This is a genomic window from Nocardioides terrae, assembly GCF_900112345.1.
Taxonomy (GTDB): Bacteria; Actinomycetota; Actinomycetes; order Propionibacteriales; family Nocardioidaceae; genus Nocardioides; species Nocardioides terrae.
The window spans coordinates 165,448-183,624 of the sequence record NZ_FOLB01000004.1 but is presented as its reverse complement, the minus strand read 5'-3'; the positions used below and the strand labels follow the sequence as shown (position 1 = coordinate 183,624).

Here is an 18,177-nt window from a genome sequence, read left to right as displayed (position 1 = left end):
TCAGCCTCCCAGGTAGGCGCGTCGGATCTCGTCCATGCCGCGCAGCTCGGCCGACGTGCCGCTGAGCACGCTGCGACCGGTCTCGAGCACGGTGGCGCTGTCGACGAGGCGGAAGGCGAGGTTCGCGTTCTGCTCGACGACGAGCATGGCGATGCCGGACTCCCTGCGGAGTTCGGCGATCGCGTCGTAGACCGTCTTCGCCGTGCTCGGCGCCAGGCCGAGCGAGGCCTCGTCGAGCAGCAGCAGCCGCGGCTTGGCCATGAAGGCGCGTCCCACGGCGAGCATCTGCTGCTCGCCGCCCGAGAGCGCCGATGCGTTCGACTTGAAGCGCTCCTCGAGGTTCGGGAACAGCTCGAGCAGGAAGTCGATGTCGGACTCGATCTGCTTGCGGTCGCGCCGGAGGTAGGCGCCGACGCGCAGGTTCTCCCGCACGGTGAGGGCGCCGAAGGTGCCGCGGCCCTCGGGCACGTGGGCGATGCCCAGCGCGGCCACCTGGTCCGGGCGCTTGCCGCGGATGTCGCTGCCGTCGAAGAGGATGCGACCACCGGCCCGCACCGTCCCGCTGATCGCGCGCAGCGTGGTCGTCTTGCCGGCCCCGTTGGCACCGAGGATGCCGACCGCGCCACCCTCCGGCACGGACAGCGACACCCCGTCGAGGACCTGGACCGGGCCGTAGGACGCGGTCACCGACTCCAGCTCAAGCAACGTCATCGGCGTCGTCCTTCCCGAGGTAGGCCTCGATGACGCGAGGATCGGACTGCGCCTCGGCGGCGGTGCCCTCCATGAGCTTGGCGCCGTGGTCGAGCACGACGACCCGGTCGGTGAGCGCCGCGATGAGCCCCATGTGGTGCTCCACGACCACGACGGTGATGTCGTCCTCGCGGCCGATGCGGCGGACGGTCCCGATGAGCTGCTCGACCTCCGAGTGGGGCAGGCCCGCCGCCGGCTCGTCGAGGAGGAGGAGCTTCGGCCGCGAGAGCAGGGCGCGGCAGAGCTCGATCCCCTTGTGCAGACCGTGGGAGAGCTCGTCGGCGCGCTTGTTCACGGCCCAGCCCAGTCCGTTGCGCTCGAGCAGCGCGAGGGCCTCGACCCGCAGGTCGCGCTCGGAGCGGGACAGCCGGGGCAGGCGCAGCGCCCACTCGACCGGACCGCCGGGGAGCCGGGTGTGGCCGCCCAGGAGGACGTTCTCGAGGACCGTCGCGTGCAGCTGGAGCGCCGGGTGCTGGAAGGTGCGCGCCAGTCCGTGCCGGGCGAGGGTCGCGGGCGGCGTACCCAGCACCTCGACACCGTCGATGGTGATCGAGCCCGAGTTGGGCCGGTAGTGCCCGCTGATGCAGTTGAACAGCGAGGTCTTGCCCGCTCCGTTCGGGCCGACGAGGCCGAAGATCTGGCCCGGCTCGACCTCGAAGTCGACTCCCGTGAGGACCTTGATCCCGCCGAAGCGGAGGTTGAGGTCGGTGAGCTTGAGATGTGCGCCCATCGGCCGCCCTTCTGTCGTCCGCGCCGCTGTGCGTGACCGCCGTCACGTTTGACCCGGACCGTACGGACTCCCGACGACATTGTCAACAATTCTGTCTGGAGTCTTGGCGGCGATCTTGTCCGACTGCTTTAGTGGGTGCAGTGGTCCGATCCCGGCCGACGGCGGGATTGCACTAGTCTCGCTGCGCCTCTCGGGTCGTCATGGCCGCGAAGAGGCCGCATCCCGCTCAGCCGAGGAGGTCCTATGGGAGTCAATGCCGTGCGAGCGGTCTCCCAGGCGGAGGTCGCCGATGCCGTACGCCGTGCCATCCTCGCCGGCGACCTCGTCGCCGGTCAGCGGCTCGTCGAGGCGGAGCTGACCGAGTCGCTCGGCGCGAGCCGCGGCGCGGTGCGTGGCGCGCTCATCGACCTGACCCACGAGGGCCTCGTCGAGCGGATCGCCAACCGCGGCGCCCGGGTCAGGGTCGTCACCGTCGAGGAGGCCCTGCAGATCACCGAGGTCCGGATGGCCGTGGAGGGCCTGTGCGGCGCCAAGGCGGCGGAGCGGATCACGGACGCCGAGATCGCCGACCTGCGCGAGCTCGGCGAGCTCATGCGCGGCTGCGTCGACACCGGCGACGTGGTCGGCTACTCCCGGCTCAACCAGCAGCTGCACGAGAGCGTCATCCGGATCGCCGCACAGCCGGTGGCCGCCGAGGTCATCAGCCGGCTGCGCGCCCGCAACGTGCGCCACCAGTTCCGGCTGGCCTACCGCCCCGGCCGGCCCCAGGCCTCGCTGCCGCAGCACCTGGCGATCATCGAGGCGCTCGCGGCCCGCGACCCCGAGGCCGCGCAGGCCGCCGTACGCGCCCACATCTCCAGCGTCATGGACGCGCTGCGCCAGTCGGACCACACCTGACCAGAGCCCGGACAGGGCCTGATCAGAGCTGGAGCACCAGCTTCGGGCACGACGCCCGCGAGACGCAGACGAACATCACGTCGTTGGCGGCGCGCTCGGCCTCGGTGAGCAGCGAGTCGCGGTGGTCGACCTCGCCCGCGACGACCTCGGTCTCGCAGGTCCCGCAGGTGCCTTCGCGGCACGACGAGAGGATGTCGATGCCGGCGGCCTCGAGCACGGACAGGACCGACTGGTCGGCGGGGACCCGCAGGGTCATCCCCGAGTCGGCGAGCTCGACCTCGAACCCGGTGTCCTCCTCGTCCCGGTCGTTGCTGACCGGGACGAACCTCTCGATCCGCAGCTCGACGCCCTGCTCCCGGCAGAGCCCGTCGATGGCGTCGAGGAGGGGCCCCGGTCCGCAGCAGTAGACCACCGCGCCGGGCGAGGCCGCGGCCAGGATCGCGCGCAGGTCGATGAGCCCCTTCTCGTCCTGCGGGTGCAGCCGCACCCGGTCGCCGTACCGCTCGGCCAGGTCGCGGCCGAAGGCCATCGAGGCCAGGTTCCGGCCGCCGTAGTCGAGGGTCCACCGGCTGCCGGCCGCCTCGGCGGCGTCGATCATCGGGAGGAGCGGGGTGATCCCGATGCCACCACCGACGAAGACGTACTCGGGGGCCGGCACGAGCTCGAAGTTGTTGCGGGGTCCGCGCACGGCGACCCGGTCGCCGGGCGTCAGCTTGTCGTGGACGTACGCCGACCCGCCGCGCCCCTCGGGCTCGCGGAGCACGGCGATCCGCCAGTGGTCGCGCCGGCGGGGGTCGCCGCACAGCGAGTACTGCCGCACGAGGTCGTCGGTCAGGTGCAGGTCGATGTGGGCGCCGGGCGACCACTCGGGCAGGTCGGCGCCCGTCGGCGAGACGAGCTCGACCAGCCGGACCGAGCTGGCGACGTCGTCGACGTGCGCGACGACGAGCTCCAGCTCGTGCTCGGTCGCTGACCGGGTCATCGCGCACCACCCGCGGGGTCGTGCGTGGCGGGGTGGGCCAGCAGCCAGTCCCACAGCGCGATCGGGTCGACGTCCTCGTGGGACTCACCGCACCAGCAGTAGCCGACCAGGACGTCGGTGTTGAGCTTCCAGACGACCCGGTAGACGCTGCGCCCGGTGAGCATCTTCGTCGGCGGGGGCAGCTCCGCCCGCAGCGGTGGCTCCGTCATCGCGCTCACGCCGTCGGGACGGGCTCGGCGGGCGCCCGGACGGCCACCTCGGCCACGTCACCCGCCCCGGCCGTCTCGCCCACCGGAGCCGCCTCCCCCTGCGCGATCAGCTTCTGCAGCAGTCGGCGGGCGGCCAGACCGCCGGTGTCGATGTTGATGGACAGCTCCTGGTAGTGGTCCTTCTCCCCCTCGACGACGGTCTCGAGGACGTCGAGCGCCGTGACGTCCTGGAGCACGACGGTCCGGTTGTTCTCGGCCAGGAACGTGCTGATCTCCTGGTCGTCGAGCGCGAAGTCGCGCGCGACCATCCAGAAGTCGTGCGTCGAGTGCTCGGTCTCGGGCGTGATCGCGTAGACGACCTCGACGTGGAAGGCCTGGTCGTCCGGGCCGTCCTCGGGCGGCAGGACGCCGACCGGCGCGATCCGGCTGTGCAGCAGGTAGAGGCACGGCGGGTGGTACTCGATGTCCTGCCAGCGCGTGATCCGGCCGTCGATGCCGGTCGACCTCGCGTAGAGCGAGGGGCACTCAGCGTCGGCCATGTGCCGGCTGACGTAGACGACGTTGGCCTCCTCGTCGACCTCGGTCGTCATCGGCGTCTCGGCCACCTCGGGGGTACCGATGTAGCCCCCGTGCAGGTAGGTCTCGTGCGACAGGTCGAGCAGGTTGTCGACGAGCAGCCCGTAGCGCGCCTTCAGCGGCTCCATGCCCCGCACCGTCGTGTAGGCCGGGTCGTCCAGCCACGGGGCCCGCGGGATGAGCGCGGTGTCGGCGCGCTCGTTGTCACCGATCCAGACCCACACGAACGAGTCCTGCTCGTGGACCACGAACGAGGGGACGCGGGCGGTCCGGGGGATCCGCTTCTGGGCCGGCGCCGCGATGCACTGGCCGCCCTTGTCGTAGGTGAAGCCGTGGTAGCCGCAGACGATGCTGTCGTCGACGCGGTTGCTCATCGACAGGGGGAAGCGGCGGTGGACGCACCGGTCGGCGAGCGCGACGACCTCGCCCTCGCTGGTTCGGTACATGACCAACGGCTCGTTGCAGATCGTGCGGCCCAGCAGGTCGTCGCCGACCTCTTGGCTGTACGCCGCGACGTACCACTGGTTGAGCGGCCAGCTCGGCATCTCGGACTCCCTCGGCTCTCGGGTGGTGACCTGTCGTCCGGTCGACTGTGACTGCCGCTCCGTGACGCAGGGCACACCCTTTCCGCCTACCGGAAGACATACTGGTTCGGTGACCGACCCGGCGACCGCTGCCACCTCCCTGACGACGAAGACCCTCGAGGTCCTGTCGGCGTTCACCAGCTCGCACCCGCGGCTCTCGCTCTCGGACGTGAGCCGGCGCTCCGGCCTGCCGCTCACCACCGTGCACCGCATCGTCACCGACCTGGTGGCGTGGGGCGCGCTGGAGCGGGGTGGCGACGGCGGCTACGAGCTCGGGCTGCGCCTGTGGGAGATCGCGTCGCTGGCGCCGCGCGGTCTGCCCCTGCGCGAGGTGGCGCTGCCGATCATGGAGGACCTCTACGAGGCGACCCACGAGAACGTCCAGCTGGCCGTCCGCGACCACCTCGACGCGGTCTACCTCGAGCGGCTGACCGGTCGCAACGCGGTGCGGGTGCTCACCCGGGTCGGCGGCCGCTTCGACCTGCACGCCACCGGGGTCGGGCTGGTGCTGCTGGCCTACGCGCCGCCGGGGGTGCAGGAGGAGGCGCTCGGCGGCACGCTGCGGCACTGGACACCGCGCACGGTGACCGACCCGGCGCGGGTTCGGGCCGTCCTGGCCGACGTACGCCGCACCGAGGTGGCCGTGAGCGACCGCCAGGTCACCATGGACGCCGTCTCCGTGGCCTGCCCGATCCGGGACGCCGACGACGCGGTGGTGGCTGCGCTCTCGGTGGTGTTCCACGCCGACGGGCCGATCACGCCGCAGGCCGTGACCCCCGCCGTCAGGGCCGCGAGCCGCACGATCTCCCGCGTGCTCGGCGCCCCGTCGGCGCGGCGGCAGCCGCAGGGCTCCCGCCGGCGCTCCGGCGGGACGGCGTGACGGGCGCCGGACCGCTCAGGCCCAGACGTCGCCGGCGATGTCGACCACCGAGCGGACCTTCGCCCACTGCTGCTCCTCGGTGAGGACGTTGCCCTCCTCGGTCGAGGCGAAGCCGCACTGGGTGCTGAGCGCGAGCTGATCGAGCGGGGCGTACGCCGTCGCGTCGTCGATGCGTCGCTTGACGGCGTCGGGGTCCTCCAGCACGCCGTCCTTGGAGGTGACCAGCCCGAGCACGACCGTCTTGTCACCCCGCGGCAGGTGGCGCAGCGGCTCGAACCCGCCGGCCCGCTCGGTGTCGTACTCGAGGAAGTAGCCGTCGTAGTCGGTGCCCGCGAGCAGCGGCTCGGCGACCGGCTCGTAGCCACCGGAGGCGATCCAGGTGGAGCGGAAGTTGCCCCGGCAGACGTGCGTGGTCACGACCATGTCGTCGGGCTTCTCCGCGAGGGAGGCGTTGATGAGCGCGGCGTACCGCTCGGCCAGGCCGTCGGTGCGGATCCCCCGCGCCTTCGCCTTCTCGAGCTCGACCTCGGAGCACAGGTAGGCCCAGGCGGTGTCGTCGAACTGGAAGTAGCGGCAGCCCTCGTCGTAGAAGGCCCGGACGGCCGCGCGGTAGGCGGCGGCGAGGTCGTCGAAGAGGGCCTCGTGGTCCTCGCCGTACTGGCTGGCGGTGACGGCGTCGGCGTCCAGACGGAAGTGCAGCACCGTCGGGGAGGGGATGGAGAACTTCGGGACGACGCCGTCGGGGACGTTGTCGCGAAGGAAGCGGAAGTGCTCCAGCATCGGGTGGTCGGAGGGGAAGGTGATCGTGTCGTCGACGCGCAGCACCTGGCTCCTGGTCGTCACACCCTGGAACTCGATGCCATGGTCGGAATCGACCACGTCCACGCCGCCGAGCATCCCGAAGAAGTCGTAGTGCCACCACGCCCGGCGCATCTCGCCGTCGGTGGCGAGCCGCAGGCCGGCCTCGGCCTCACGCGCGACCGTCTCCCGCACGGCCGCGTCCTCGACCTCCCTCAGGCCGGCGTCGTCGAGCGTGCCCGCCGCGTGCTGGTCGCGGGCCCGGTGGACGGCGTCGGGGCGCAGGAAGCTCCCCACGATGTCGGCACGGAACGGAGGAGAGATCGACAACCGGACCACCTCATTCGAGTCACTGGCTCACTTGGTCGTTCGCTGCTGGGCTCGCGCGGAGCCCGCCCCAGTCTGGCGGCGCCGGGCCCGGCGATCAATCACCTCTGTTGTCGAAGAGGGCGAGCGCGGCAGCGGTGTTCGAGGCCGGCACGTGGTAGGTCTCGTGGATCCGCCGGATCTCGTCGTTCATCGCCCCGCGCATGACCAGCCACATGATCAGCTCGATCCCCTCGGACCCGGCCTGCCGGATGAGCTCCTCGCGGGAGAGAGCGGCGAGCCGCTCGGGGTCGGTCTGGATGGCCTCGAGGAACATCGCGTCGAACTTTGGGTTGACGAAGCCGGCACGCGCCCCGGCGAGCTGGTGCGACATGCCGCCGGTCCCGAAGATCGCCACCTTCACGTCGGGCTGGTAGCTCGCCAGCGCCCGGCCGATGGCCCTGCCCAGGGCGTAGCAGCGCGCCGCCGTCGGCTGGGGGTACTGGATGACGTTCACCAGCAGGGGGACCACGCGGCAGGGCCAGGCCTCGCCCGGGTCCGGACAGTAGATGGACAGCGGCACGGTGAGCCCGTGGTCGACGTCGAGCTCCTGGAAGAGCGTCATGTCGAAGCCGTCGTCGATGAGGTGCTCGATCAGGTGCTGGGAGAGGTCCGGGTCGCCGACGACCTCCGGCACCGGGCGCGGGCCCCAGCCCTCGTCGGCGACCGGATACCGGTCCGCCGTACCGATCGCGAAGGCCGGAACGACGTCCAGGTCGACGCCGTTGGCGTGGTCGTTGTAGATCACGATCGCCACGTCGGGCCGGTGCTCGGCCATCCACTCGCGCGCCGGCTGGTAGCCGTCGAACAGCGGCTTCCAGTAGGGGTCCTGCGTCTTCCCGTGGTCCATCGCCGCGCCGATCGACGGCACGTGCGACGTCACCATCCCCCAGATGACCTCAGACATCGGTCCGTCCTCCCGCCATCAGGGCCGCCCTGAAGTCCTGCTCGGACATCCCCGAGAAGACGCCGCCGAGGTACTGCATCGACAGCCCGTCCATCATCGCCAGCTTGTAGATGTAGAAGATGCTTCCGCCCAGGTCGACCATCGCCTGCCAGTCGCGCTCGAGCACCGCACGCTCCTGCTCCGGCGTGAGCCGGAACTCCTCGCAGTAGGCGCGCTCGTCGGCCGCGAAGCGTTCCCGGCTCTCGGCCGAGCGCAGGCTCATGAACAGCTTGTTCATGCGCAGCCCGCGGCGGCTGGCCCGGCCGTCGAAGACCGGTGTGCCCGGCAGGTCGTGTCCGGCCGGGGCGGTCACGACCGCTCCTGCGGGTGCTGGGCCAGCGCCTCCACCTGCACGTCGAGCCAGGGCGCCATCGGCAGCGACATCAGCGCGTCGTGCAGGGCGGCCGGGTCGGGCGCCTCGTAGAGCCCGATCGTCGCGTTGCGGCCGGGGACGCGCCACAGCCGCTTCAGGATGCCGGCCTCGCGCAGCTCCATGGCGCGGGCGCGCTCCGCCGTCCGCAGCTCCTCGCGTCGATCGGCGCTCGTCTCGACGGGCAGCCGGTTCTCGGACCTGACCAGGAACTCCACGGTGTCTCTCCTCTGCGTTCGGACTCAGTCGGCCAGGGCGCTCAGCAGGTCGGCCAGCTCCTGGGGAGCCGTGACCATCGCCTCGTGCCCCGTCGGAAGGTCGTGCACCGGCCAGCCCTTCGCCCGGGCCCGGTCGGCCTGGGACTCGAAGACGCGCATCCAGTCCACGCACTCGATGAAGGCGGCGGGCACCCGCTCTCCGGCGCCGGTCAGCCGGAGCGGGTCGGTGTAGGTCTTCCACGGGTGCGGGGTGAGCCGCGGCGTCAGCCACTCGATGTCCGCCGCGGCACTCACCCCGAGCACCTCGAGCTTGCGCACCGGGACGAGCCAGCCGAACCCCGGGCCGGCGGCCGACTCCGACCAGTGGTGGGCCACGGTCTCGGGCTGCAAGGAGACTGCCGTCTCGCCGTCCTCCCCCACGAAGGCATCCAGGTAGACCCGCCGGGCGACCGCGTCCGGGCGCCGGTCGGCGACGCCGGTGATCACCTGGCCGGCGTAGCTGTGCCCGACCAGCACGACGTCTCGCAGATCGAGCACGTCGATGAGCCGGACCACGTCCTCGACATGCGTGTCCAGGCCGACCATCGGCGAGAGCAGGTGGGCCCGCTCGGAGAGGCCGGTGAGCGTCGGGGTGTGGACGTCGTGCCCGGCTCCGCGCAGCAGCGGTGCGACCCGGTCCCAGCACCAACCGCCGTGCCATGCGCCGTGCACCAGGACGAACGTCGCCACGCATCCTCCATCAGACAGGGGCCGGCGCCCCGGGGGTGAGCACACTCTGTCAATGCTCGACAGAATTGGCAACAATCCTGTCTGATATTCCGCTCTTCGCGCTCGGGAGGGGCGATCACTCGATGAGGTCGCGCAGCCAGTCGCGGCTCGCGGCGCTGACCCGGGACGGTACGTCGAGCCCGTCGAGCATCTCGACGGCCGCCTCCATCTCGTGCGACCGACGAAGGGCGTGCCGCCGGCTGCCCTCCTCGAGGCGGGTCACGGTCGCGGCGGTCGCCGCCTCGAGCTCCGTCGCGATCTCGGCGCGGGTCTGGTCCTCGAGCCCCGCGGCCCGCGCGGCGGCGAGGCTCTCGGTGACTGCTGCGGCGAGCCCCTTGACGAACACGCTGCGCAGCAGCTTCCGGGTCGCCGCGTCACCGATCTCGGTGCCGACCACCTGCACGTCGGCGCCCAGCGGCCCGACGATCGCGGCGTACCGCTCGGCGCCCGGCCCGCTCGCCGCCATCGGCACGGCGAGCCCGCCTCCCCGAGGCCGAGCAGTGTGATGACGGGAGCGCTCATGCCTGCTTTCTACCGCCCGCGTGAAGACGCCGGCACGCGGGACCCCGAGCGCCGGCGTCCTCCGGGCTGCGGGGGACGCGCCGGCCTTTTGCTTTGTGCCGTCTGCCGGGATCGACCAGAGTGAGCCCATGCGCCGCGCCCTCGGAGCCCTCGCTCTCACCGTCCTTGTCGTCACCTCCACAACCGCCTGCGGTGACGACGAGGCAGGGGCGAAGGCCGCTGCGGCCGACCTCGCCAAGACGCTGCAGAAGCACACCCTGAAGGGGGTGCGGCTGACCGATGCAGGAGCCGCCAAGCAGTTCGGCACCCAGGTCGCCGACCTCGAGTCCTACCCGGTCGAGGTGCGGGCGGACAGCGTGCGGACCGACGGCGACGCCGCGACCGCCCGGCTGAGCTGGGAGTGGCAGGTCGGCGGCCACGAGTGGAGCTACCGGACCACGGCGGCCCTGACGAAGGTCGACGACGAGTGGCGGGTGGCCTGGAAGCCGACCGCGCTCGCCCCCGACCTGGCCGCCGCCGAGCGGATCGACGTGAAGCGGACGCTGCCCGGCCGCGCCGACATCCTCGGTGCGGGGGACCGGCCGGTCGTGACCGAGCGCCGGGTCTACCGCTTCGGGCTCGACAAGGCGCGCCTCCCCGCGGCCGACGTACCCGGCTCGGCGCAGCGCATCGCCGCGGCGGTCGGCGTCGACTCGGAGCGGTTCGTGAAGGAGGCCCAGGGCGCCGGGCCGAAGGCGTTCGTGGAGGCGATCGTGCTCCGGCCCGAGGACTCGCACGGCGTCGAGGGCTTCGGCGCCATCCCCGGGGCGCTCATCCTCCCGGACAGGCTGCCGCTCGCGCCGACCCGCGACTTCGGCGCCGGGCTGCTCGGCACGGTCGGCCCGGCGACCGCGGAGGTGGTCGAGAAGTCCGACGGCCGCGTGCAGGGCGGCGACGAGGTCGGCCTGTCCGGCCTGCAGGCGCGGTACGACGAGCAGCTGGCCGGCACCCCCGACGTGGAGGTGCGCGCGGTCGGCGAGGGGACGGCCGCCCGCACGCTCGCGACGTGGCCCGGCACGGCCGGGCAGCCGCTGCGGCTCACCCTCGACCTCGACCTGCAGAAGAAGGCCGAGCGCATCCTGACCGCTGCCGGGGACGAGAAGTCGCCGGCCAGCGCCATCGTCGCGATCCGGCCCTCGACGGGCGACGTCCTGGCCGCCGCGAACGGCCCGGGCAACGGCGGCCAGGACATCGCGGACTACGGCCACGCCGCGCCGGGGTCCACCTTCAAGATCGTCAGCTCGCTCGCCCTGCTCCGGGCCGGGCTGAAGCCCGACGACGTCGTCGACTGCCCGGCCACCGTCGACGTCAACGGCAAGCGGTTCAAGAACTACAGCGACTACCCCTCGTCCCGGCTGGGGCGGATCGCTTATCGAACCGCGATCGCGAACTCCTGCAACACCGCAGTGATCGGGCAGCGCGACCGGCTGAAGGACGGCGACCTCGCCGACGCCGCCGCCGCGCTCGGCCTCGGCGTCGACCACGACCTCGGCTTCCCGGCCTACTTCGGCCAGGTCCCGCCTCCCGCCGGTGAGACCGAGAAGGCCGCCGACCTGATCGGCCAGGGCAAGGTGCTGGCCAGCCCGCTGGCGATGGCGACGGTCGCGGCGTCGGTCGCGGCGGGCCATGTCGTCGTACCGCACCTGATCGACGGGATCGCCCCGACCGCGTCGCCCGAGAAGCCGCTGACGGCCACCGAGGCGAAGCAGCTGCGCGGGCTGATGCGCGCGGTGGTCACCGAGGGCTCCGGGCGTTTCCTCGCCGGGCTCGGCGACGTGGGCGCGAAGACCGGCACGGCGGAGTACGGCGACCCCCGACCCGACGGCTCGCTGCCGACACACGTCTGGATGATCGCGACCCGAGGCGACCTCGCCGTGGCCGTCTACGTCGAGACAGGTGAGTCCGGGTCGCAGACGGCGGGGCCGCTGCTGAAGTCGTTCCTCTCCTGAGCGCCGCGTCTACCTGACCTTCGCCGTCCGGCGGGAGAGATAGGTCGACGGCAGGAAGCCGGGCGCCACCGCGGTGATCCGGAACGAGAGGCGCTTGCCCGCCCAGGCCCTCCTGACCACGAGACGCCTGCCGTGCGCGCCCCGGACGACCCGGCCGTCGACGTACCAGCTGATCGTGACGGCCGGCCGGAGGACCGTGCCGAGCAGGCTGTCGGCGCGGAAGGTCCCGTAGGAGGCGCGGACGCTCCTGCCCCGCCTGGCCGGTCCGCTCACCCTCATCGCGCCGGAGCGGGCGAACCGGTGCGACGTGACGGCCGGGGACGTGGGCGCCTGGCTCGGCGGGACCGGCGGAGTGGCGAGGGCCGGAGCCGGCGTCGACGCCCTGGTTTGGAGCGAGAGGGCGGCGAGGCCGTCGGGTGTGCCCAGGCCGGTCGGTCCGTCCCATCCGGGGCCGGCGGTGCAGCGGCTGCTGCCGTCGCAGCCGGCGGTCGCCCCGGACGTGATGTCGGTCAGCCAGGCGGTCTTGTAGTAGACGCTGAACGGATCGGTGTGGTTGCCGGCGAGCGCGTACATCGCCGCGATCAGGGGCGCCGAGAGCGACGTACCGCCGCCGTTGTACCAGGCGTGCTGGGCATAGACGAGCATCCCGGTGTGCGGGTCGGCGAGCGCGGAGAGGTCGCCGGTCGCTCGCTTGAGGCCGCACGCGGTCACCGCGACGGACGCTGCGCGCTGCACCGTCGGCATCGGGTCGTAGGCCGAGCACCCCGACCCGGCGTGGTCCCAGGCCGTCTGGTGCCAGACGCCCGAGACCTTCTCGACGTGGGTCCCTCCGGCGGCGACGACGTGGGTCGAGGAGGCGGGGAAGGACGTGCCGCCGGCGAAACCGTCGTCTCCGGTGGAGGCGGTGAAGACGACACCGGGGTTGGTCGCGAAGACCCTGTCGTCGACGGCCTGGTGGGACCACTCGGCGCCGCCGTAGGACATGGAGACGTAGCGCGCGCCCCGGTCCACCGCCGTCTGCACGGCGGCGTTGAGGTCGTTCATGTAGGCGCTGGCCGCGCCGACGACGAGGATCCTGCACGCCGGGCAGGCGGCGGAGACCGCTTGGACGTCCATGTTGATCTCGAAGTCCCAACCGGCCACCGGTGCGGGCAGGACCGAGCCGCCGCTCTGGTTGAGCTCGGACAGGCAGCCATTGGCCTTCGAGCACGCGGCAAGGCCGAACCGGGAGCGGTACGTCGCCAGGTTCGTCTCGAGCTCGGGGCTGCTGCCGGCCTCGATGACGGCGACGGTCGTGCCGGCCCCTGCGTCGGCGGGCAGGCGGTAGAGGGCGGCGATGTCGGCCGGCGTGTAGGACCCGACCTTCGAGGCACCGCTCTGCGGAGACAGCTGGGCCCGGGCGAGGGAGCGGACAGACGTCGGCGCGACGGCCGCGCCCACCTCGCTCATGCAGGTCATCTGGCCGGCGACCCGGGGAAGGTCCTGGCAGGTGACGGGCTCGGCCGGGACGGTCTGCACGTCGGTCGCCTGCGCTCCTGTCGACAGGGTGACGACGCTGAGCGGCGAGGCCAGCAGCGCGGCTGACCCCAGCAGGGCGCGAAGCCTCATCGGGTGCGGTTCCTGTCTCGTGCGGACCCGCAGGCACCCGGCTCGTCGGCGCTGGCACGCGGATGGTCACCCGAGACATCGGCAGGACCTGCCCGCTCCTGAGACTGGACCGGGTCAGGCCGCGGTGGCGTCGGTCACGCGGTCCGACCAGTCGGCGCCGACGACCTCGCTACTCCTCGAGCGCGAAGGCCTCGTGGTTGCGGATGACCTCGGCGATGATCACGTTGAGCACCTTCTCGGCGAAGACCGGATCGAGCCCGCTCTCCTCGGACAGTCGCCGCAGGCGGGCGATCTGGACCGCCTCGCGATCCGGATCGGCCGGCGGGAACCCGGCACGGGCCTTGAGCCGGCCGACCTGCTCGGTGCACTTGAAGCGTTCGGCGAGCAGGTGCACGAGGGCCGCGTCGAGGTTGTCGATGCTGCCGCGCAGCCGAGCCAGCTCGGCACGCGCGTCGTCGGGGGCCGTCACCACTCCATCAAACCAGCGTCCGGCAGGCCGCTCGTGCCGTGCCGCCGACCGTGGACACGGGGGTGGCTCGCCTCGGGAACGACGGAGCCCCCGCCGACAAGCTCGACCTGACCTCCTCCGTGCCTGGCGCCGGTTTCAACGGCCTGGGTGATTGGGGCAGGATCAACCGACGTGGAGGCGACGACCGACAACCGTTACGGCATCTGGCTGCTGACGCGCATCGTGCTGATGCTCGGGTGCGCGGGCATCTCGATCTGGTTCCTCGTCAGCAAGTCGATCAACCCGGCCATCGTCCTCACCGCGGTCACTCTGGTGGTCAGCCTGCTGGACGCCTGGATCCTGCGGGTCCGGAGCGTCGTCGATCCGATCAGCAACGGCGTCCGCGTCGCCTCGACGATCGACACCTGGCAGCCGCCGGTTGCTTTCGCCGCCCTGGCGCAGTTCGGGCACGCCGTCGGAGATCCGTCCGCCGGCCAGCACGTCTTGCTGCTCACCGGCGCCGTCCTGACGTGGGCCGTGATCCTGGTGTCCAGGAAGCGCTGTGCCTGAGGGCGCGACGACTGGAAGGACGACGCGGTCCGGGTCGGTCGCGGAGGAGGCGAAGAGGCGGCGGTGGAGCACATCGTGCGCTGGGTCGTCCGCGGTTCTGGGCTGAGCTGAAGTACGACGGCTACAGGGGGATCGTCCTGGTAGAGGAGGACCGGGTGGGGATCTTGTCGCGCAGGGGCTCGGACCTCACCGGCGCCTTCCCCGACGTCGCGACGGCCGCGGGGCAGATGCTGCCGCCGGAACGGTCGTCGACGGAGAGCTGCTGGTGTGGGCAGGCGACGGTCTTGACTTCAACGCGCTCCAGCGACGGATGGCCTCGCCGGCTATGGCGAGGCGGTTGGCCCCGAGCCAGCCGGCCAGCATGACCGCATCGAAATGACGAAAGGCCACTCATCCCGGGGTGTTCCCAGGTGAGAGGCCCTTCGGGTGAGCCGCCTGTCAGAATCGAACTGACGACCTACTCATTACGAGTGAGTTGCTCTACCGACTGAGCTAAGGCGGCGTGCTGCACGCTCGTCGAGGGTGCAACGCGGGAAGCATACCGACGACCCACCGGGCCGACGAAACCGGCGGGCCGTCGGACGACGCAGGCCGCGGGGAGCCCGATCAGCAGGCGAGCCCGTCCTTCGGGACCTTGCCGTCGATCATGTAGTCCTCGAGCGCGTTGTCGACGCACTTGTTGCCAGAGTTGTAGGCGGTGTGGCCGTCGCCGTCGCGGGTGACGAGGACACCGGACTCGAGCTCGGCGGCCAGGTTCTCCGCCCACTGCAGCGGCGTGGCGGGGTCACGGGTGGTGCCGGTGACCACGATCGGGGCCGCTCCGGCCGCGCGGACCGGATGCGGCTTCGAGGTGGTCGCCTGCTGGAACCCCGAGCAGGACGCGCCCATCCACGCGAAGGCGCGCCCGAAGGTCGGGGAGGCCTCCTCGAAGGCGGGCACCTCGGCCTTCACCTCGGCGGGCGTGTGCAGCGCCCATGGGTCGTCGAGGCAGTTGATCGCGTAGATCGCCTCCTGCGAGTTGTTGGCGTACTCCCCCTTCGAGCGCTCGGCATAGGCGTCGGCCAGCACCATCAGCCCACTGCCGTCACCGGCCAGTGCCGCCTTCAGGGCGGTGCTGAGGATCAGCCACAGGTCACGCGAGTAGAGCGGGTAGGCCAGGCCGATGAAGGCGTCGCCCTCGGTCACCTGGCGACCGTCGCTGCTGGGCAGCGGCTCGGCGTCCACGTCGTCGAGGAACGACTTGATCTTGGCGACACCCTCGTCGACCGTGTGGCCGAGGAAGCAGCCGCTGGACTTCGTGCAGTTCTCCACGTAGGCGCGCAGGGCGGTCTCGAAGCCCTTGGCCTGCTGCAGGTTGATCTCGCGGGTCGGTAGCGCCGGGTCCAGTGCCCCGTCGAGCACGAACCGGCCCACGCGGGTCGGGAAGAGGTCGGCGTACGTCGCCCCGAGCTTGGTGCCGTAGGAGGCTCCCCAGTAGGTCAGCTTCGCCTCGCCGAGGGCGGCACGCAGGACGTCGATGTCGCGGGCGGCCTCGACCGTCGAGACGTGCGCGGCGACGGCGCCGGACCGCTGCGCGCAGCCCGCCCCCATCGCGCGGGCGGAGTCGAAGAAGGCCGACTCCTCCTTCGAGTCGTCAGGGTCGGGATCGGCGGAGAGGAAGGCTGTCAGCGCACTGTCGCCCAGGCAGTCGACGGGGCTGCTGGCGCCCGTGCCACGGGGATCGAAGCCGACGATGTCGTAGCGCTGCCGCAGCGGCTCGCGGAATGCCCGTGAGCTCACCGCCGCGTAGTCGGTCCCGGGAACGCCCGGACCGCCCGGGTTGACGACCATCGATCCGATCCGCTTGCCGGTGGCGGGCGCCTCGAGCAGCGCCAGGCGGATCGTCTGCCCGGAGGGCTGGGCGTAGTCGAGCGGCACCTCGAGGGTGCTGCACCAGAACCGGCTGCGGCACCTGCTCCAGTCCAGGGTCTGGGTGTAGAAGCTCTGCAGCGCGGGATCGGGCGCGTCCTGCGCACCCGGCTCGATGGACGCCGCGGCCGGCGACGGAAGCGGCGCCGAGGTGGAGCCGTCGTCGTCGCTGCGCAGCAGGGTGAGCGCGACCAGTCCACCGCCGCCCAGGACCAGGGCGAGGACGACGACCGCCGCGACGATCCGGCTCACTGATCGTCCTCGGTGCTGCGCAGGGCGACCATCATGGACTCCAGCGCGAGCGCCGGCTGGACGTTGAACTCCAGCATCTGTTCGCGCGCCTGGAAGATCGCCGCGATCCGCTGAAGGTTGAGCTCCGGGGTCGAGGCGCGCGCGAGCGCCTCGACGTCGGCGCGGATCTCCTCGTTGACGAGCGCGCCGGGGGCTCCGGTCGCCAGCGCGATCGCGTCGCGATAGACACTGACGAGGTCCATCAGGCCACGGTCGACGACGTCGAGCACGCGGCGCTTGGCGCGGGTCTTCTGCGACTCCTCCAGGCGACGCAGGGCCGGGGCGTAGTCACGCGGTCGGCGTCCCCGCTCGACGACGCCGTAGCCGACGTCGAGGTCGGCCTTCTCACGGGAGTCGAGGTCGGTGGTGATCGCCTCCGCCTCGGCCTTCGCGACCTCGACGAGGCTCTCGGCGGCCCGCATGCAGGCGCCGAGCGTGGTCAGTCTCCGGGGCAGGCCGACGACCTCCTCGCGACGACGGCGGGTGGCGTCGTCGCGGGCGAGCGCCCGCGCCCGGCCGATGTGGCCCTGGCTCGCCCGGGCCGCATAGGTCGCCAGCGCGTCGTCGACGCCGTCGGTGCTGCGCAGGAAGCCGGCCACCTCCTCCGTCGTCGGCGTCGACAAGGTGACCAGCCGACACCGGGACCGGATCGTCGGGAGGAGGTCCTCGGTGGTGGGCGCGCACAGCATCCAGACGGTGTGGGCGGTGGGCTCCTCGATCGCCTTGAGGAGGGCGTTGTTGGCCTGCTCGGTGAGCCGGTCGGCGTCCTCCACGACCATGATCTGCCACCGTCGCCCGGCCGGGGCGAGCGCCGAGCGGCGGACCAGGTCGCGCACCTCGTCCACGCCGATCGACAGCTTCTCGGTGCGCACGACGCTCACGTCGGCGTGGCTTCCGGCGAGCACCGTGTGGCACTCGTGGCAGGTCCCGCACCCGCCGTCGGGGCACTGCAGCGCCGCCGCGAACGCGATCGCCGCATTGGACCGGCCCGACCCGGGCGGGCCGGTGAAGAGCCACGCGTGCGTCATCCCCCGGCCGGCGGCGGCCGCCTGCAGGGTCGCGATCGCGTGCCGCTGGCCGACCAGCCTGTCCCACGTCGTCATCCGGGTCGTCATCTCGGCCGTCATCTGGCCGCCTGACCGAGCAAGGGGTCGAGCCGCTGCAGGATCTGCTGGTGGATGTCGCCCACGGGCGCACGAGCGTCGAGCACGAGGTAGTGGTCGGGATCGGCCTCAGCCATCCGCACGAACGCCTCCCGGACGCGCTCGTGGAACTCCACCGACTCCCCCTCGATCCGGTCGCGCTCCTCGAAGCGGCCCAGGCCGGCGGTCGCCTCCAGGTCGAGGAGCACGGTGAGGTGAGGGCGCAGGTCGCCGGTCGCCCAGCGGGCCACCTGCTCCACCTCGGCGACGTCGAGCGAGCGACCCGCCCCCTGGTAGGCCAGCGTCGAGTCGACGTAGCGGTCGGTGATGACGACCTCGCCGCGGGCGAGCGCGGGAAGGACGACCGTCTCGACGTGCTCGGCCTTGTCGGCGGCGTAGAGCAGCGCCTCGGTCTTGTCGGCCAGCGCACCGGTCGCGGGGTCGAGCACGATCCGGCGCAGCTCCTTGCCGACGAGGGTGTCGCCGGGCTCGAAGGTGAGCAGCACGGTGTGGCCCGCATCGGTCAGCGCGTCGCGGAGCAGCCGCGACTGGGTCGACTTGCCCGACCCCTCACCGCCCTCGAAACACACGAAGACGCCGCGGGGGGTGTAGACGCCTGGGCTCAC

21 protein-coding genes and 1 tRNA gene are annotated in these 18,177 nt (G+C 72.0%); 5 read left to right on the top strand and 17 right to left on the bottom strand.

Annotated features, from left to right (window positions below):
- Both BM236_RS07260 and BM236_RS07255 read right to left on the bottom strand, forming a co-directional pair.
- Window positions 1-711, bottom strand: coding sequence for an ABC transporter ATP-binding protein (locus BM236_RS07260; RefSeq protein WP_091121929.1), 711 nt, complete (start codon window positions 709-711; stop codon window positions 1-3).
- Entirely contained in the window at window positions 698-1,480 is a 783-nt protein-coding gene (locus BM236_RS07255; RefSeq protein ID WP_091121928.1) for an ABC transporter ATP-binding protein, read from the bottom strand. The genes BM236_RS07260 and BM236_RS07255 overlap by 14 nt, the downstream gene beginning before the upstream one ends.
- A 243-nt stretch (window positions 1,481-1,723) precedes the next feature.
- On the opposite strand from BM236_RS07255, the gene BM236_RS07250 reads away from it, so the two are divergent.
- Entirely contained in the window at window positions 1,724-2,377 is a 654-nt protein-coding gene (locus BM236_RS07250; protein ID WP_091121926.1) for a GntR family transcriptional regulator, read from the top strand.
- A gap of 22 nt (window positions 2,378-2,399) precedes the next feature.
- Here BM236_RS07250 and BM236_RS07245 read toward each other — a convergent pair whose 3' ends face one another.
- From BM236_RS07245 to BM236_RS07235, 3 genes are read right to left on the bottom strand one after another with little or no spacing between them, the layout of a single operon-like run.
- On the bottom strand, window positions 2,400-3,359 hold the full coding sequence (locus tag BM236_RS07245) for a PDR/VanB family oxidoreductase (protein WP_091121924.1): 960 nt from the start codon (window positions 3,357-3,359) through the stop codon (window positions 2,400-2,402).
- Window positions 3,356-3,568 (bottom strand): hypothetical protein, encoded by a 213-nt coding sequence (locus BM236_RS07240; RefSeq protein ID WP_175507590.1) that lies wholly within the window; start codon window positions 3,566-3,568, stop codon window positions 3,356-3,358. The genes BM236_RS07245 and BM236_RS07240 overlap by 4 nt, the downstream gene beginning before the upstream one ends.
- Window positions 3,569-3,573: 5 nt before the next feature.
- Window positions 3,574-4,689 (bottom strand): aromatic ring-hydroxylating oxygenase subunit alpha, encoded by a 1,116-nt coding sequence (locus tag BM236_RS07235; protein ID WP_091121921.1) that lies wholly within the window; start codon window positions 4,687-4,689, stop codon window positions 3,574-3,576.
- A gap of 109 nt (window positions 4,690-4,798) precedes the next feature.
- Between BM236_RS07235 and BM236_RS07230 the strand changes: the two genes are divergently transcribed.
- Window positions 4,799-5,608 (top strand): IclR family transcriptional regulator, encoded by an 810-nt coding sequence (locus BM236_RS07230; RefSeq protein WP_091121920.1) that lies wholly within the window; start codon window positions 4,799-4,801, stop codon window positions 5,606-5,608.
- Window positions 5,609-5,623: 15 nt separating this feature from the next.
- On the opposite strand, the gene BM236_RS07225 is transcribed toward BM236_RS07230, so the two are convergent.
- From BM236_RS07225 to BM236_RS07200, 6 genes are all read right to left on the bottom strand, one after another.
- Window positions 5,624-6,736: a 5-methyltetrahydropteroyltriglutamate--homocysteine S-methyltransferase gene (locus BM236_RS07225; protein ID WP_091122257.1), complete on the bottom strand. Its 1,113-nt coding sequence runs from the start codon at window positions 6,734-6,736 to the stop codon at window positions 5,624-5,626.
- 94 nt (window positions 6,737-6,830) lie between these two features.
- Window positions 6,831-7,679, bottom strand: coding sequence for a class III extradiol dioxygenase subunit beta (locus BM236_RS07220; protein WP_091121917.1), 849 nt, complete (start codon window positions 7,677-7,679; stop codon window positions 6,831-6,833).
- Entirely contained in the window at window positions 7,672-8,031 is a 360-nt protein-coding gene (gene ligA / locus BM236_RS07215) for a protocatechuate 4,5-dioxygenase subunit alpha (protein WP_091121915.1), read from the bottom strand. The genes BM236_RS07220 and ligA overlap by 8 nt, the downstream gene beginning before the upstream one ends.
- Window positions 8,028-8,306, bottom strand: a complete 279-nt coding sequence (locus BM236_RS07210; protein ID WP_091121913.1) for a muconolactone Delta-isomerase — start codon at window positions 8,304-8,306, stop codon at window positions 8,028-8,030. The genes ligA and BM236_RS07210 overlap by 4 nt, the downstream gene beginning before the upstream one ends.
- A gap of 24 nt (window positions 8,307-8,330) precedes the next feature.
- Window positions 8,331-9,035, bottom strand: a complete 705-nt coding sequence (locus tag BM236_RS07205; RefSeq protein WP_091121911.1) for an alpha/beta hydrolase — start codon at window positions 9,033-9,035, stop codon at window positions 8,331-8,333.
- 115 nt (window positions 9,036-9,150) lie between these two features.
- Window positions 9,151-9,540, bottom strand: a complete 390-nt coding sequence (locus BM236_RS07200) for a DUF1932 domain-containing protein (protein WP_245750203.1) — start codon at window positions 9,538-9,540, stop codon at window positions 9,151-9,153.
- 184 nt (window positions 9,541-9,724) lie between these two features.
- Between BM236_RS07200 and BM236_RS07195 the strand changes: the two genes are divergently transcribed.
- Window positions 9,725-11,584, top strand: a complete 1,860-nt coding sequence (locus BM236_RS07195) for a penicillin-binding transpeptidase domain-containing protein (protein WP_091121907.1) — start codon at window positions 9,725-9,727, stop codon at window positions 11,582-11,584.
- A 9-nt stretch (window positions 11,585-11,593) separates the two neighbouring features.
- On the opposite strand, the gene BM236_RS07190 is transcribed toward BM236_RS07195, so the two are convergent.
- On the bottom strand, window positions 11,594-13,192 hold the full coding sequence (locus BM236_RS07190) for a S53 family peptidase (RefSeq protein WP_091121904.1): 1,599 nt from the start codon (window positions 13,190-13,192) through the stop codon (window positions 11,594-11,596).
- Between the two features lie 169 nt (window positions 13,193-13,361).
- Window positions 13,362-13,661, bottom strand: coding sequence for a chorismate mutase (locus BM236_RS07185; protein WP_091121903.1), 300 nt, complete (start codon window positions 13,659-13,661; stop codon window positions 13,362-13,364).
- Window positions 13,662-13,832: 171 nt separating this feature from the next.
- On the opposite strand from BM236_RS07185, the gene BM236_RS18915 reads away from it, so the two are divergent.
- Both BM236_RS18915 and BM236_RS19610 read left to right on the top strand, forming a co-directional pair.
- Window positions 13,833-14,210 carry a hypothetical protein gene (locus BM236_RS18915; protein ID WP_175507589.1) on the top strand — a complete coding sequence of 126 codons (378 nt, stop codon included), beginning with the start codon at window positions 13,833-13,835 and terminating at the stop codon, window positions 14,208-14,210.
- On the top strand, window positions 14,171-14,575 hold the full coding sequence (locus BM236_RS19610; protein WP_175507588.1) for an ATP-dependent DNA ligase: 405 nt from the start codon (window positions 14,171-14,173) through the stop codon (window positions 14,573-14,575). Before BM236_RS18915 ends, BM236_RS19610 begins: the two co-directional genes overlap by 40 nt.
- A gap of 64 nt (window positions 14,576-14,639) precedes the next feature.
- Here BM236_RS19610 and BM236_RS07175 read toward each other — a convergent pair.
- From BM236_RS07175 to tmk, 4 genes are all read right to left on the bottom strand, one after another.
- Window positions 14,640-14,712 (bottom strand) — tRNA-Thr (locus BM236_RS07175).
- A 104-nt stretch (window positions 14,713-14,816) separates the two neighbouring features.
- Window positions 14,817-16,370, bottom strand: coding sequence for an alpha/beta fold hydrolase (locus tag BM236_RS07170; protein WP_091121900.1), 1,554 nt, complete (start codon window positions 16,368-16,370; stop codon window positions 14,817-14,819).
- The gene (locus tag BM236_RS07165; protein WP_245750189.1) at window positions 16,367-17,536 is read right to left on the bottom strand and encodes a DNA polymerase III subunit delta'; all 1,170 of its coding nucleotides are present in this window, start codon (window positions 17,534-17,536) and stop codon (window positions 16,367-16,369) included. Before BM236_RS07165 ends, BM236_RS07170 begins: the two co-directional genes overlap by 4 nt.
- Entirely contained in the window at window positions 17,533-18,177 is a 645-nt protein-coding gene (tmk, locus tag BM236_RS07160) for a dTMP kinase (RefSeq protein WP_091121898.1), read from the bottom strand. The genes BM236_RS07165 and tmk overlap by 4 nt, the downstream gene beginning before the upstream one ends.